Source organism: Maribacter sp. HTCC2170 (assembly GCF_000153165.2).
Lineage (GTDB): Bacteria > Bacteroidota > Bacteroidia > Flavobacteriales > Flavobacteriaceae > Maribacter_A.
In genome coordinates this window covers 3,443,663-3,457,684 of record NC_014472.1, presented here as the reverse complement: position 1 = coordinate 3,457,684, position 14,022 = coordinate 3,443,663, and the positions used below count along the sequence as shown (strand labels likewise).

Below are 14,022 nucleotides of genomic sequence, written 5' to 3'. Positions count from 1 at the left end.
TGTTGAGAAACTTTTTAATAAAGTCAAACCTAAAATCAGATTGATCAGTAGCGATATGATTTCAAAAACATACATCTCAGAGTCAGTTGTAAGTCTTCCTCCCCAAGTTATTTCATAGGGGATTATTTTTAATAACAGTTTTTGAGTTCATTTTATAACACACGAGCTTTTTTAAACATATTTTCTGCTTGTAACAAATGTCTTTCGTTATGAGCGGTAATAAATCTAAACGTATCTCCTAATCTGAGTTTTAAAAGTTTAGAAAAACTAATTGCTGTCTTCGTTTTAGAAAGGTTTACATTTTTTGATTCTTCAATTAAATGAAGACATTCGTTTTGTTGTTTTATGAACCGGTCTAGAACATTTTTATTCAAATGACTACCTAACGGATTATTTTCCTTTAAGGTCTTCATTTTATTCAATTTCTCTTTAGGAGCTATAAGGTTGACAAAGTAGTTTCCAATCACACCGCTTTTGAATATTTTGCTTGATGCCGTAGATGCTTTTTCAATACTTTCTCTGATGGCTGCGTTATAAAAATCTCCATAGATATTCAAATGTTCAATACATTCTAAAGCGCTCCATTCGTCGTTGCTTTCTTTATAATTTAATTCTTTTTCAGAAAGTTTTTTAAACCCTTCAACTTTATGGGTGTTACTTCTTGTTCTTTCTAGTAACTCCGTTATCAATGTTGTTGTTATAATTATCATTTGTTTGATATTAAATTAGACCACGATGCATATCGTTGATAGCTTCAATAATAGTATTACCATATCCTCTAACGATGTCATATCCAGATAAATCATTAAGACTTACCGTATAGGAACCATTATTTATTTCAAACTTTAGATATTTGAGATGGATGAATTGACCAATAATTTCTCGTTCTGTTGTATTTAGTTTATTCATAGTTTGTTATTACTAATTATCATTTATGACAAATTCGTTCTGTACTGGTTCTCCCTTTTCGATTAAAGTGTTATTGGCATAATAATTTTGAAATTGGGCTGGCAAACCATAACCTTCAAATGGATTAGCCGTCGTTTGCAGGTGATAATGCAGATGTGGTTCGCTTGAGTTGCCACTGTTCCCAGCTTTTCCTAGTTCCTGTCCTTTTATAACTGTGTCCCCAACCGATACTAGTATTGATCCTTGTTTGAAATGGGCCAAGATTGAAAATTCACCATTTTCGTGATCGATAATAACGCGGTTACCTGTTGGAATGTCTCGGTTAAACTGACCTGGAATATTGTCAGCTATCGTATTTACAATATCAACAATTTTTCCGCTTCCAGGAGCATTCAAAGATTTTCCAAAACAGTAATAATCTTCATTCTTAGAACCATTTCCAGAATGTGTGCTTCCATTGACTTTTCGCACAATATCTAAGGCAAACCTTTGTTCTTTGTATGCCGCATGATAATTTTCAGCAACACCTCGTCCTCCCCAAAAAATCCACCACTCGTCATTGAATGGAAGTTCTAGTTCCGTTTTTGTTTCATAGTTTAAATAGGCACTATACGCAGCATCTGGCAACTTGTCCTTTTCACAGTTTAAAACTGTAAATAGAAGGACAACAATGATTGTGCTTTTTAATAAATTTTTCATTGGTCTTTTTTTTGATTTGATTGATATTTATGTTTTGAGTATTTAGTCTACTAAAAAGCCTATTGCCTCTAACACTAATTGGGGCTCATCAACTTGAATGTAGTGACCACTATTCTCTGTGGTAATATGAGTGAAATCAGTTACGTTATCTCCAAGCGTGGCATGCACATTTATCCAGCGTTCTTCATTTTCTCCTTCACGGTCACGTATACTTGTAAGTACCACAGTAGGTACATCTGGCAATGTGGCTAATGCCCTGAGAGTTTCAAAATTTTCGATAAATTGTTCAGCTTCATTTGCTATCTGCAAAAGGCCTTCTCCTGTAAAAAATTGGACCATTTCATCTTCTTGGGCCTGTGTCATTACCTCGAAATCTTCATGACTAGGATCAACAAACACAATTCCTTCTACCATTTCTGGGTGCTGAACAGCATAATATCTGACAACCGCACCTCCTAAGGAGTGACCCACAAGAATGACTTTATTGTTTTTTGATTTACTTAGGATAACTTGATGAAGGTCTTCTGCCAATTGCACAATACTTCTTTCATTAGTTGCAACTTCTGAAGGTTCATAGCCTGCCCTATTATAGGCTATTACCTGGTTGGTCTCTGCAAGTCCCAATAGCTTGAACCAACTTTCGTAATTGTCTCCAAGTCCTGATTCGAACACAAGTGTATGTGCACCATCGCCTGCGGTTTCTGTAAATAATTTGTAGTTACCTACATCTACCAAATTTGTTGGCGTTAAAATTTGGTCATCGTCCTTGTTGCATGAAATTGCAATAAGGCTAGCTAGAGCTAGAAAAATTGATACTCGTTTTGATGTTTTCATTTTTGATTGTTTTTAAATGTTTATATGTGAATGATTATTCTGCAGTAAAATATTTACAGAGCAAAAGTATTCTCAGGAATTTGTTGTAGCCTTCGGAATTACAATTCAGAACACATTTAGATTTCTCAGTTCTTTTTTGATTGTTTTTAATTAATGAATAAACTCTTAAAGCTTTGACAAAGATGAAGTGCAGTTGAGAAGCCTAAGACCTAGCTTTCAAGTATGACGTACCGGCTTGTAAGGTGATACATTTATATCTCTGAAAATCAACTCATTAAAATTTTCGTTTTATAAATAGTGACAAGTGCGAGATTATAGGCACTTGGCCGTTTTTGAAGTCTTAATTATGAAGCTCTTTATCTATTAAACCAGTGATTACTTCAATCTCATGTAAGGCCTCATGATACACTTTGTCCTTTTCTTCCATGACTTTTAGCAGCGATAGAACCAAGTTTTGAAACTCATAGGTGTATACTAAATCCGGTTTTTGGATCTTTCCATCTGAAAACTTTAGAACCGGGTTTACAGCAGTGATTACATGTGAAATCATTGCATCGTAATGAATGTTTTCCATTCTGTTCAAATAGAGGTATTTTTCTTCCAAAAGCCGAATACCATTTATGATATCATGATTGCGCAAAAGTTTGACTTCCCCACTGTTTACCATGGTTTCATATATATTACCCTGACGGTCAAAATCAGAATACTCCAGAAGGTTGCGAACGATAAGTCCTAAGGTATCTATTCGGCTTCGATCATCAGATTCCAGGATCTCGTAGGCATATTTAAATTGCGTCGTATACTTATTATTGAAATCTATTTGCGTGTGGATTAATCTTCCATCATCCGTTATTTGATCCCGAATATTTTCATAGTAACTTATCTCAGCATTTCCTTTTATTCGATTGTCGTTCCAGTTATTCACTTGAAATGCCAGGCTTATCCCAATCATGACCAATAGAATTTCACCTAAGGCATAAAGTAGGTACCGTTTTAAGTTTCCTTCTTTGATGAGCGTCTGCCGTATTTTTCTAAATAGTTTCATCTTGTGTTTTTTTTGGTTGAACTAAATTATTTGTCAAATACTGGTGCTTTGCTCAATTCGGTAGCTATCGAACTTTCTTTTTTTGGTTTTACCTTCATGCCAAAGGCAACCCTTAAGACATTGAACTTTCTAATAATAAACCAATAGAACCCTATACTAGAAACCAATGACAGTAGGGTTATTAATAGTGCTTGCAATCCATAAGGTATATCCCATTGCAATACCACATAGCCTACAAAAATCAAAGCGGGTTGATGTAATAGGTAGAAAGGGTAAATGGCTTCATTCAACACTTTTCTAGAGCTATGGTCTTTATTGAAATAGTTCTTGAAATAGCCTATAGCAGTCAATCCGCAGGACAATGAAATAACCATTTCGGTAATTCCCCGAGAATAATCCTGAACCATTGAAGGCTCTCCAAAAATTGAAGGCAACGAAAATAGAATTACTGTAAATACGATGGTTTGGTACAAATACAACCTTCTGTTATTGGCTAACGAGTTGATTACTTTATCACTAGTAAATAATATAAACCCGCTTAAAAAGAATAACAAATAGTATGTGAAGTAGGCCCAATCATTATATAAGGCATGTGTGCTATTTGGGAAATACTGTCTTAAAATTAACTGAGATAGAATGATGATAGGTAGCAACCAATTGAGTCCCATTTTTTTTGAGGCAATGTTTATTAACTTGCCTCTTACCATATTGTAATGTCCACTTTTAGTATAATTTAAAAATGGGGTAATCAAGAGCGATATGATAAACAAATACAGAATAAACCATAGGTGGTGCCATGAGATGTTACCTGCGGGATAGGGGCCACCATCAAACATGTGTGGAATATAATCCAAGAATGAACGGTATAAGTCAATTCGTTCTACATAGATCATTAAGGGTACTAGTGTGAAAAAACCAATAGTAAATGGAATGTACAGCCTAGTAAAACGCTCTTTCAAATATTGCCAGCTGGTTCTATGGCCAATTGCATAATAGGTGCCGACTCCTGAAACTAAAAATAATAAGGGCATTCTCCATAAATGCAGCCACCACATGATAGGGTCTAAAAAAGGAAACGATTCCGCGCTGTTTACATGCCACTGTTCAGGTCTAAAAATCATTCCGACATGGAAAAAGAAGACGCTGATAATAAGGCCAATTCGCAACCAATCTATGAAATATTTTCGTTCGTTTTTTGATTTGATTTGTGTGTCCATAAAAATTTTGTTTTTTGATTATGAAACAAAGCTATGTACACAGAGCACCGCACAAAGAATCTCCCTATAAGTACGGTGTTCGTCCTTATCGGCACGTGCAAAATGTATTTGATTATCAGGCGTTTACGAATTTCTAAACATAGAGGGTGTCTGAGAGGTAATTTTCTTAAATGCGGTATTAAATGCCGATTTTGAGTTATAACCCACTCGTTCTGCGACTTCTTCGATGGTTATTTTTTTACCCAATTCAGTATTTAAAATTGCTTGCGCTTCTCGAACCCGGTAGGTGGCCATAAGTTCAAAAAAAGATTGCCCAAGGTTTTCATTAATAACTTGAGAAACATGATGCGGGGATTCATTAATTGACTTAGCCAAACCGGATAAAGAAGCTGTGCTCTTTAGAAAAAATCTATCATTTTCCATTTTAGAAACAATGTTGTTGAGAATAACATTTTTTTCTTCATCATCGAGCGATGACTTTTTGTATTTTAAACTTGGTACTTCTAGAAAGGTGGATACTTCGTTGAAATAATCAGATTTATTCATGATTTGGGCAACCGTCAAGAAAACCATAAATGTCACATACAAATAGATGAAATAGTCGCCAACATCATTTTTAAAAACCAATTTCACCACTATAAAAATGATGATTATAATGACGAAATGGTAGAGCGAGTTTCGTATTGTTTTCAATGTCTGATTCGAAGTGTTGAAGATGGTCTGCCCTAAGGATTTTGACTTTATAAAAATCAATCTTAAAATCAGCATATTATAAATCACAAATGATATTCCTGTTGCTATATTTATAAAAGGCCTAATGTTCAAAGGGTCATCGAAAATTTTGCCCGTGCCTTTGACCCTTGGGTAATCCAGTTGCATTACTTCAATAGTGGAACTATATTTCATCTCGTTCGATTGAATGAAAAAGAAGAAACAATAGCCCAACCAAAGGACAAATGGAATAAAATGCAACCAATAGTTCCTTTTATTGAAATCCTTAAATTGGGATGCGACAAACAAAAAAATTAAGGGAGCAATTATAAAATTAGTCGGTTCTGAAAAATTGGTCAACCATAACACCTTGAATACAATGTTTGTATAATTCAACCACCCCTCCATCATGCTTAGTCCAATTGCCAATAGAAAAAGGCCCATGAAGAGGTTTGGTAAGTTCGCACTCCACGATTTTTTAATAAGAAAGTACGAAGTGAAAATACTTAAAAATGAACCTAATAGTATGACTATGGCAATAAAATCAATGTTCACGGGTATATCTTGCATAGCCTAAATTTAGGTTTTTTTAGCTTATTGAGAAGGAAAACTTAATGCATAACAAAGGGGTTAAGTAATCTTGAGCAAGGATTTTTTGATAATAAAGTACGATATAAAGACTCCTAGAAAAATCCCTAAGAGTATTACTATGGCTATTAAGTCAATTTTAATTATTGGCTCCATCAAATCAAATATACTTATAAAAAAAGGGGATATATTTTATTAAAATATATCCCCTTTTTTTATTCGGTTGATGTTCTATTTCCCTAAAAGCGGTCAGTTGGAGATGACCATCGAATTGTCCCATATTCCTTAAATGATACGAATATTTCAATTTTTTTAGATGCCCTTGGTGATTGATTGATGAATGTTTTCATGATTTTGTTTTCTGATTGTGGATTGGCCTTATCTATTAAAGTTTCTGTATTGGGCCCATTGTATTCTTTTACTTCCCCTAAAAGAAGAAAAGTACTGTCCAGTTTTTGATTCTGTAATTGTTCTGTTAATTGATGCTTTCATGGTTGTATTTTTTAAATGTTGCTATTAATTATGGTGTAAAATTGCTCTTAATAGATTAAAAGATAAAATTGTTGTTTCCCAATTGTAATTTTTATAGGACCAACTGTAAATAATGGTAATTGGGTTACAAGTTTCCTATATTTATGAAACTATGTTACGACCCAGATTTAAAAGGCATTTAAGACAAATTATTCCGTTTGGCCTTATCTGGCTCTTTTTTGGATTCTTATACGCTGTTATTGAGGTTGGCCTTCTAGGTGAATCAAAATTGTATCCATCAACGGGAAACAAGTATAGTTTTCAATATTCACTAATTACTATTGCTGTTGGCAGTTTTATAATGGGACTACTTCAGGGCTGTGCTGAAGTGCTTTGGTTTAAAAAGTGGTTTGCAAAAAGTCCTTTATGGAAAAAAATGGCATTTAAAGGAACATTCTACACCATTGTGGTCATTTTGTTCTTGACTGTACTTACTATACTTGCAAACTCCCTACATTATGAAACCCATATTCTAGATGAGAAAGTTTTGACAAGCACACGAGCTTTTATGGGCAAGTTTGCTTTCTGGAGTGTTATTCTTTATACTGGAGCTATTTTGGACATTGCCTTGTTTTACTCAGAAATTGAGGCCTATTTAGGCAATGGAATCATGTCTACTTATTTGGGGAAATATCACAGACCAAGAAAAGAGGTTCGGATATTCATGTTTTTGGATATGAAGTCTTCTACAAGTATTGCCGAGAAAATTGGACACGAAAAGTACTTTGAATTACTTAAGGAATATTATGCTGATATGACCGAGGCCATTTTAGAAACAGCTGGGGAAATTTACCAATATGTCGGAGATGAAATTGTAATTACCTGGACCAATAAAACTGGGGTATACAATAATAATTGTATTGAGTGTTTTCGAAAAATTTCGATAATTTTAGATACTAAAAAGGAAGATTACCTGGGCCAGTTTGGTGTGATTCCAGAGTTTAAGGCCGGCTATCACATTGGAGAAGTGACCACAGGAGAAATTGGAATTATTAAAAAAGACATGATTTTCACAGGTGATGTTTTAAACACAACAGCCCGAATACAGGCTGAATGCAATATGTATAATGCCAAGGCCCTTGTTTCAGGAGAATTGTTTGACGAGCTTCAAAAGGAAAATCCAATTTCATTTACACAAATAGGAAGGTTGGCACTTAGAGGAAAAGCAAATCCTATTCGATTGTACAGTGTTAATTTTTGAACTAAAACTTATTTAAGCTTAGAGTTTTCCAATCACTATAGCTCTGACCAAATGTGCTCTATTAAATTTTTAGTGGCTTTGATCCCTTCAGTAGGGCTTAATCTTTCGCCTTCATATTCAATTCCAATATAACCTTTAAAATCAGAATCTTTAACTGTTTTAAGCAATCGACTATAATCCATTATGGTTTCGTTCCCAAGCTCATCAAAATCATAACTTTTGGCACTTACACCTTTGGCGTAAGGCAAGAATTCTTCTAACCCTTTATAGCGATCATAAACATCGGTACATGCATTATTTTGAGTACTTCCCCATTCTTTGTTCAAACACCAATTCCCAAAATCGGGCAATGTACCTAGGTTTGGGTTGTTCACTTTTTTAATAATGTCAACTATAAAATTGGCATTGGAGGTATGTAATCCATGATTTTCAATAAGTACATTAATTCCTTCTTTTTGGCCATATTCTGAGAGTGCACCCAATCCATCTACCAGTGAATTGCCCACAGTTTCGTTGTCCCCTTTTCCAAATGCATTTACTCGAATAGAGTGACAGCCAAGAATTTTTGCCGCATTTATCCATTTGTAGTGATTTTCTACAGCTTTTTTTCTTTCACTTTCGTTCGGATTGCCTAAGTCACCCTCGTCATCGACCATTATCAATAAACTCTTTACATCTTCATTTTCAGCATTTTGTTTTAGATTGTGCCAAAATTTCTCATCATTCCCAGAATCCCTGTAAAATGCATTTACATATTCTATGGCGCTGATGTTATAATCCTTTCTTGCAATGGAAGCGAATTTTTCGGGATTTAATTCCCCAGCAAAAAAGGCTTTGTTTAATGACCATTGGGCCAATGAAATCTTAGGATTTATGCGCTGTGAGGAACAAGAAGCAAGAGTTGAAAAAGGTAGAAGGGTTGCGGCCGTTGTTCCAACAGCCGATTTTTTGATAAAAGATCTTCGAGTCGTCATTTGATTGCTTTAAGGTAAGTTATCAAATTACTTCATTTATTTCTAAATTCACGATCTGTTAGTCAAAAGTTTAAAATTTTCATTATGAAGGTATTGTTTGTTGGAGGTACAGGTAATATTAGTTCTGCATCTAGTAAATTGGCCGTTTCACAGGGAGTTGATCTTTATCACCTTAACCGTGGGACAAACAATGTTGGGATTCCTGGGGTGAAAACAATAAAAGGTGATATAAACAAAGTAAACGAGCTTGTTGAACTGAAAAAACATGAGTGGGATGTCGTTGTTAATTGGATTGCATTCACTCCTAATGATATAGAACGCGATATCTCCCTTTTTAAAGGAAAAACAAGACAATACATTTTCATTAGTTCCGCTTCTTGCTATCAAACGCCCTTAAGTTCCCCTGTGATTAATGAATCTACTCCATTGTGTAATAACCTTTGGGATTATTCAAGTGATAAAATCAAATGTGAAGATCGATTAATGCGAGCTTACCGTGAAGAAGGGTTTCCTGTAACCATTGTGAGGCCGTCGTTGACCTATGATACGGTAATCCCGATAGCTATTGGGGGTTTCAAGGAATTTACCACTGCAGATAGAATTTTAAAAGGAAAAGAAATTATTGTACATGGTGACGGAACTTCATTATGGACCGTTACACACTCAGATGATTTTGCAAAAGGTTTTGTTGGTTTATTAGGCTTGACCCAGGCTATAGGGCATGCTTTTCACATTACATCCGATGAGATTCTAAGCTGGAACATGATTTATAAAATCCTAGCTGATAGTTTGGGAAGAGAGGCAAAAATCGTACATATTGCCTCTGACTTTATTTGTAAAATAGAGCCTTCATTTACGGGGACTCTGTTGGCCGATAAGGCTGAAAGTGTAATTTTTGACAATACCAAAATAAAGACCTTTGTACCCTCTTTTAAAGCCACAATACCTTTTGCTTCGGGAATCAAACGAACGCTAAAATGGTTAGATGAAAACCCAGATAAAAAATGGATTAGTCCAGAAAAAAATCTAAAGATTGAGAATATTTTGGCAGTATATAAAGCGCTTTAATCGCTTTTCGGTAAATTCTTTATTGCTGAAGCAATTGCCTTGCTTCCTGAATTTTGGGTTTCATTTAATTCGGTGACAATCTTAGCATGATCATGCTCGCGGCCTTGAGATAGTTTGTAGGCAGCCTGTATATTATCAATTTTGATTTGAAACCCCACAACACCCTTTATCTGACGCATTGTCTTCTCTGAAAAATTAACCACAGAAACGGGATTTTTGGAGTTGGCTTCATATTTATCAACTAATTTATGTAGTGATACCAAAACTTCGGCTTCATTCAAAATCTTGATTTTACCATATATATGAACTGCGACGTAGTTCCATGTAGGAACTTCTTCCTCTTTGTACCATGAGGATGAGATATAACTATGAGGACCATTGAAAATACATAGGACCTCACTCTTATCTTCAAAAGATTTCCATTGCGGGTTTGCTTTGGAGATGTGACTCACTAAAATGTCATTTCCTTCTTGATCAACATCCAATTCCAAAGGAATATGGGTTGCCCAAGGTTTTCCATCAACTTGGTTCACTAGTATGCCAAAACTGTTCTTTTTTAGGAACTCCTTGACTTCATTTAGGTTCTCTTTTTTATAGCTGTGTGGTATGTACATGGGTTAATATTCTATATGTATCAATACGGGTAAATGATCTGAAATATGTTTGTTGTTTTCCATACGATCATCAATATGTGTATAGCTTTTAACCTTGATATTCTTGACGAAAATATAGTCAATTCTATTATCCAATTTCATTGTCGGGTTGAAGCCATTGAATGTGCCACTTGGCCCATAGAAAGGTTTTTGTGTAGCATCAAGGCCATCGACCATTACCTTTTTTATACTTTTTATAGGTTTTTCTACTGGATTTAAATTGAAATCCCCCATTAAGATCACCGGAAGATTACTCGAGTTGATTTTCTTGATTTTTTTAAGGATAAGCTTGGCTGATTTTTCTCTTGCTTTTTTGCCCCTATGATCAAAATGTGTGTTGAAGACATAAAACGTATTACTGGTCTCTAACTCTTCAAAAAGCCCATAGGTACAGATACGTTCCATAGATGCATCCCAACCAACAGATATTTTATTGGGGGTTTTTGACAACCAGAAGGTGTTGCTCGATAGTACCTTGTATTTAGTATGGTTATAATGAATTGACGAGTATTCCCCTTTTTGCTTACCATCGTCCCTACCAACACCGATAAAGGAGAAATCAGGGAGCTCTTCATCAATATACTTTACTTGATGGTGTAATGCTTCTTGCGTTCCAAAAATTGAAGGTTCGTAATGGCGGATCAATCTAACCAAGCTTGCTTTACGGTCATTCCAGTTGTTTACTGTATCTTTTTTATTATCATATTTTATGTTATAGGTCATTAGTTTAAAATCCTGCCCAAAGCCAGAGAAGAATATGGTAAAGACAACAAGTAGAATTAGCTGATTTTTCAATTGAACTATTATTTTGTAAATTAATTCACAAGGTAATTATATAATAGCAGATAATTCTTATGAAAGGATTTTTACACCAAATTCACCCTGTGCTTCCGGTAAAAGATGTGGTCGAAGCTCTTGATTTTTATGTAAATAGATTGGGATTTAAGATTGCCTTCGCAGATGATAGCAAAAAACCTACTTACGCTGGGATTATTCGGGATGGAATAGAGATACATCTTCAATGGCATGATTCATCGGAATGGGATAAAAAAGTAGATCGTCCTATGCTGAGAATCGTCACCCAGAATATTGAATCACTTTATAATGAATACGCAAAAAAAGATGTTTTTCATGCCCACACGCTTTTAAGGGAAACAGCATGGGGTACTCGTGAATTTGCCTTTTTTGATCCTTTTAAAAACGGATTAACTTTTTATAGGGATATTTAAATGGGCATCCAAACCACAAGTATTGACTGAATAATAAAAAAGACAAGGAAAGGAAATACTAAATAACCCATAATATCCCTCGCTTGTACATTTATGCCAGAAGCCATTATTGGAATGACTAATAATAGGTAAAATGGCTGTAAAAGATTGGTAAGGGCTTCACCGTAAGCTATGGCCAAGGAAGCCCTTGCGGTCATTTCTGTTAATTCACTAGCAGGTAATCCCATGCCAATTTGATTTACTGCATTAATTACACTGGGACCAATTACGGCAAATTCACCACCTCCTGAGGGAATTGCAAAATTTACCATACCCCCCAGCAAGTATGCAAAAAACGGGTAGGAATCAACTGTAGCATTAGTAGCAAGTACTTGTCCTATTTTTTCACCCAAGCCAGTAAAAGTCATTATTCCCATTATCCCGGCATAGAATGGAAACTGAAATAAAATACCGGAAATGTTATTGCTTGCCCGCTTCATTGATATGCTGAATCGCATTGGGGTTTTATGTAAAAAGAGCCCCAAGATCAGGAAAACAAAAATCATAATGTTCAGATTAAGATCTAAGCCTTTGGTGCTAAAATGAAAGATAATATAGATTAACCCCATAAATGCAATAATCCATTGCAATAGGATACTATTGTTCAATTGATCTGAAAGTGTTTTAAAAGGTAGATTAAAACTATCCGCCTCCTGTTTTATGGTAGGTTTAACGTCATTGACCGATTCCCCTAATAGCGTTTTCAATTCTTTATGATTTTTGCCCTTTGGAACCAATAGTAACATCAACAAAGGCCCTATAACCAGAAATAAAATGATCATACTTAGGTTCATGGGGGATCCTAAAGTAAATGATGTAGGGATAACGGATGATAAAATCCCAGCTTCGATCATATAGTTTTTTTCGGTGTTCAATAATAAGGGTATTGAACTTGATAGGCCAGTTACCCAAGAGATGGACGAAAAATAGACACAGGCAATTAAATAAGCATAATTTATTCCTTTTACCCTAAGTGCCAATTCCCTTGCAAGTAATGCCGTAATAACGAGCCATCCCCAACTTATCATGGAGACTAACATTCCAAATAAAACCACTAATAAATATACCTTCAGCGGTGTTTTAAGATAACGTGTAAGATAATTAATACCCTTTTCCACAACTGGGGATAAGGCGATACTATAGCCAGTTATGATCAGTAGGACCATTTGCATGCCAAAAGTAAGGAGGCTCCAGAAACCATCATACCAGGATTGAATAATTTTTAATGGTGTACTGCCCACCCAGAAAAAAGCTGTTAGGCCAACTATCAAGGTCAAGACCAATGCAAAAACAAAAGCATCAGGCATATTCTTTCTAAAAATCTCGGTAAATTTTTCTCCTATTTTGGTTATCATATTTTAAGAAGTTATCAATCTGGACGTATTTGTTTTTTAAATGTAAAGAAATTAGTTAATAAAGTGAATACCCTCCAAAAAGCAAAACCCAACATTAATTGGGTTTTACTGAAAAGAGCGTGCTAAGTAATAAACACAAAATTATATTTGCGACCTAGAATCTGCCTTTTATATTTAGGTTAGTCTATGATTAACTTGAACAATTATTGGCCCGTGGCTGCCGCGACTTTGGCATTTGGTCCACTAAGGTCTTTTCGAAGAACCCAAACTTCAGAATCTTCGCCATTGGTAGTAGCCTCCAGATCAGCCAAAAATTGGACAAAACTTCCTTCACCGTGGACTGCTTCAAAGTCTTTTGGAAAACTATCTTCTTTGCCTAACCATGCAGAGCTGTCAAAAAACTCGACCCATCCAAAGTCCTTTCCATCCATATTTTGTAACTCATTGGAGTAAACCCCATATAATTGGTCAGGCTTTTTTTCTTTGTAGACCTTAACTACCTTTTTAATCACTTTGTCATAGAAGTCCATATCTTTAAAGCGCTTTATATCAATCATAAACACGGATACTTTATTTATTTCAAACTCTCGGGAAAAGTTAGAAAGTTCAGGATGCATTTTCATATAATTTACCTCGACCTCAGCCGATAAATACGGATTCACATTTTTACTCATATCCTCATTGTGGGCATCGCTATGTGGCCTACCGTCAATCGCACTCCAAGGGAGAGGCCCCATGATATTCATATATTTACCCGCGTTCTTACCATTCATGATATTATAGATCCTAACCCCGTATGGGCCATCTGCATGGAATTTCTTATTGTGGTCTGCAATACCAGCCTCAAATTCTGCTGTTTTTCCTGGAAGAGGTGAAAACATGACATTTTCAATGATCAAGCTTTCAGTCGAACTTTGAGCAGCAATTAATAATGGGGCGAGCAGCAAGGTGAATAATATTTTTTTCATT

The 14,022-nt window shown here is 35.3% G+C and carries 14 protein-coding genes; 3 read left to right on the top strand and 11 right to left on the bottom strand.

Annotated features, from left to right (window positions below):
* Positions 1–152: 152 nt before the first annotated feature.
* The 6 genes from FB2170_RS15170 to FB2170_RS15140 form a co-directional block, all read right to left on the bottom strand.
* Positions 153–710, bottom strand: a complete 558-nt coding sequence (locus FB2170_RS15170) for a DinB family protein (RefSeq protein ID WP_013307474.1) — start codon at positions 708–710, stop codon at positions 153–155.
* 211 nt (positions 711–921) lie between these two features.
* Positions 922–1,608 carry a M23 family metallopeptidase gene (locus tag FB2170_RS15160; protein WP_013307472.1) on the bottom strand — a complete coding sequence of 229 codons (687 nt, stop codon included), beginning with the start codon at positions 1,606–1,608 and terminating at the stop codon, positions 922–924.
* A 42-nt stretch (positions 1,609–1,650) separates the two neighbouring features.
* On the bottom strand, positions 1,651–2,442 hold the full coding sequence (locus FB2170_RS15155) for an alpha/beta fold hydrolase (protein WP_013307471.1): 792 nt from the start codon (positions 2,440–2,442) through the stop codon (positions 1,651–1,653).
* Between the two features lie 340 nt (positions 2,443–2,782).
* On the bottom strand, positions 2,783–3,487 hold the full coding sequence (locus FB2170_RS15150; RefSeq protein WP_013307470.1) for a DUF6090 family protein: 705 nt from the start codon (positions 3,485–3,487) through the stop codon (positions 2,783–2,785).
* A gap of 26 nt (positions 3,488–3,513) precedes the next feature.
* Complete coding sequence (locus FB2170_RS15145; RefSeq protein WP_013307469.1) at positions 3,514–4,704, bottom strand: acyltransferase family protein; 1,191 nt, start codon at positions 4,702–4,704, stop codon at positions 3,514–3,516.
* A 123-nt stretch (positions 4,705–4,827) separates the two neighbouring features.
* Complete coding sequence (locus FB2170_RS15140; protein ID WP_083802971.1) at positions 4,828–5,985, bottom strand: helix-turn-helix domain-containing protein; 1,158 nt, start codon at positions 5,983–5,985, stop codon at positions 4,828–4,830.
* 661 nt (positions 5,986–6,646) lie between these two features.
* Between FB2170_RS15140 and FB2170_RS15135 the strand changes: the two genes are divergently transcribed.
* Positions 6,647–7,735, top strand: coding sequence for an adenylate/guanylate cyclase domain-containing protein (locus tag FB2170_RS15135; RefSeq protein ID WP_041633262.1), 1,089 nt, complete (start codon positions 6,647–6,649; stop codon positions 7,733–7,735).
* A 35-nt stretch (positions 7,736–7,770) separates the two neighbouring features.
* Here the strand turns inward: FB2170_RS15135 and FB2170_RS15130 are convergent, their stop codons facing one another.
* Positions 7,771–8,709 carry a sugar phosphate isomerase/epimerase family protein gene (locus FB2170_RS15130; protein ID WP_013307465.1) on the bottom strand — a complete coding sequence of 313 codons (939 nt, stop codon included), beginning with the start codon at positions 8,707–8,709 and terminating at the stop codon, positions 7,771–7,773.
* A gap of 84 nt (positions 8,710–8,793) precedes the next feature.
* Between FB2170_RS15130 and FB2170_RS15125 the strand changes: the two genes are divergently transcribed.
* Positions 8,794–9,777: an NAD-dependent epimerase/dehydratase family protein gene (locus FB2170_RS15125; RefSeq protein ID WP_013307464.1), complete on the top strand. Its 984-nt coding sequence runs from the start codon at positions 8,794–8,796 to the stop codon at positions 9,775–9,777.
* Here the strand turns inward: FB2170_RS15125 and FB2170_RS15120 are convergent.
* Together FB2170_RS15120 and FB2170_RS15115 are read right to left on the bottom strand one after the other, a co-directional pair.
* Positions 9,774–10,391: an FMN-binding negative transcriptional regulator gene (locus tag FB2170_RS15120; protein ID WP_013307463.1), complete on the bottom strand. Its 618-nt coding sequence runs from the start codon at positions 10,389–10,391 to the stop codon at positions 9,774–9,776. The genes FB2170_RS15125 and FB2170_RS15120 overlap by 4 nt on opposite strands.
* 3 nt (positions 10,392–10,394) lie before the next feature.
* Positions 10,395–11,225, bottom strand: coding sequence for an endonuclease/exonuclease/phosphatase family protein (locus tag FB2170_RS15115; protein WP_041632894.1), 831 nt, complete (start codon positions 11,223–11,225; stop codon positions 10,395–10,397).
* Positions 11,226–11,284: 59 nt separating this feature from the next.
* Here FB2170_RS15115 and FB2170_RS15110 point away from each other — a divergent pair, with 59 nt between their 5' ends.
* A complete protein-coding gene (locus tag FB2170_RS15110; protein WP_013307461.1) occupies positions 11,285–11,659 on the top strand; it encodes a glyoxalase superfamily protein in 375 nt (124 codons plus the stop codon).
* Here FB2170_RS15110 and FB2170_RS15105 read toward each other — a convergent pair.
* Both FB2170_RS15105 and FB2170_RS15100 read right to left on the bottom strand, forming a co-directional pair.
* Positions 11,656–13,053 (bottom strand): short-chain fatty acid transporter, encoded by a 1,398-nt coding sequence (locus tag FB2170_RS15105; RefSeq protein ID WP_013307460.1) that lies wholly within the window; start codon positions 13,051–13,053, stop codon positions 11,656–11,658. The two genes, FB2170_RS15110 and FB2170_RS15105, sit on opposite strands and share 4 nt — an antisense overlap.
* Before the next feature lie 203 nt (positions 13,054–13,256).
* Complete coding sequence (locus FB2170_RS15100) at positions 13,257–14,021, bottom strand: hypothetical protein (RefSeq protein WP_013307459.1); 765 nt, start codon at positions 14,019–14,021, stop codon at positions 13,257–13,259.
* Position 14,022 lies beyond the last annotated feature (1 nt).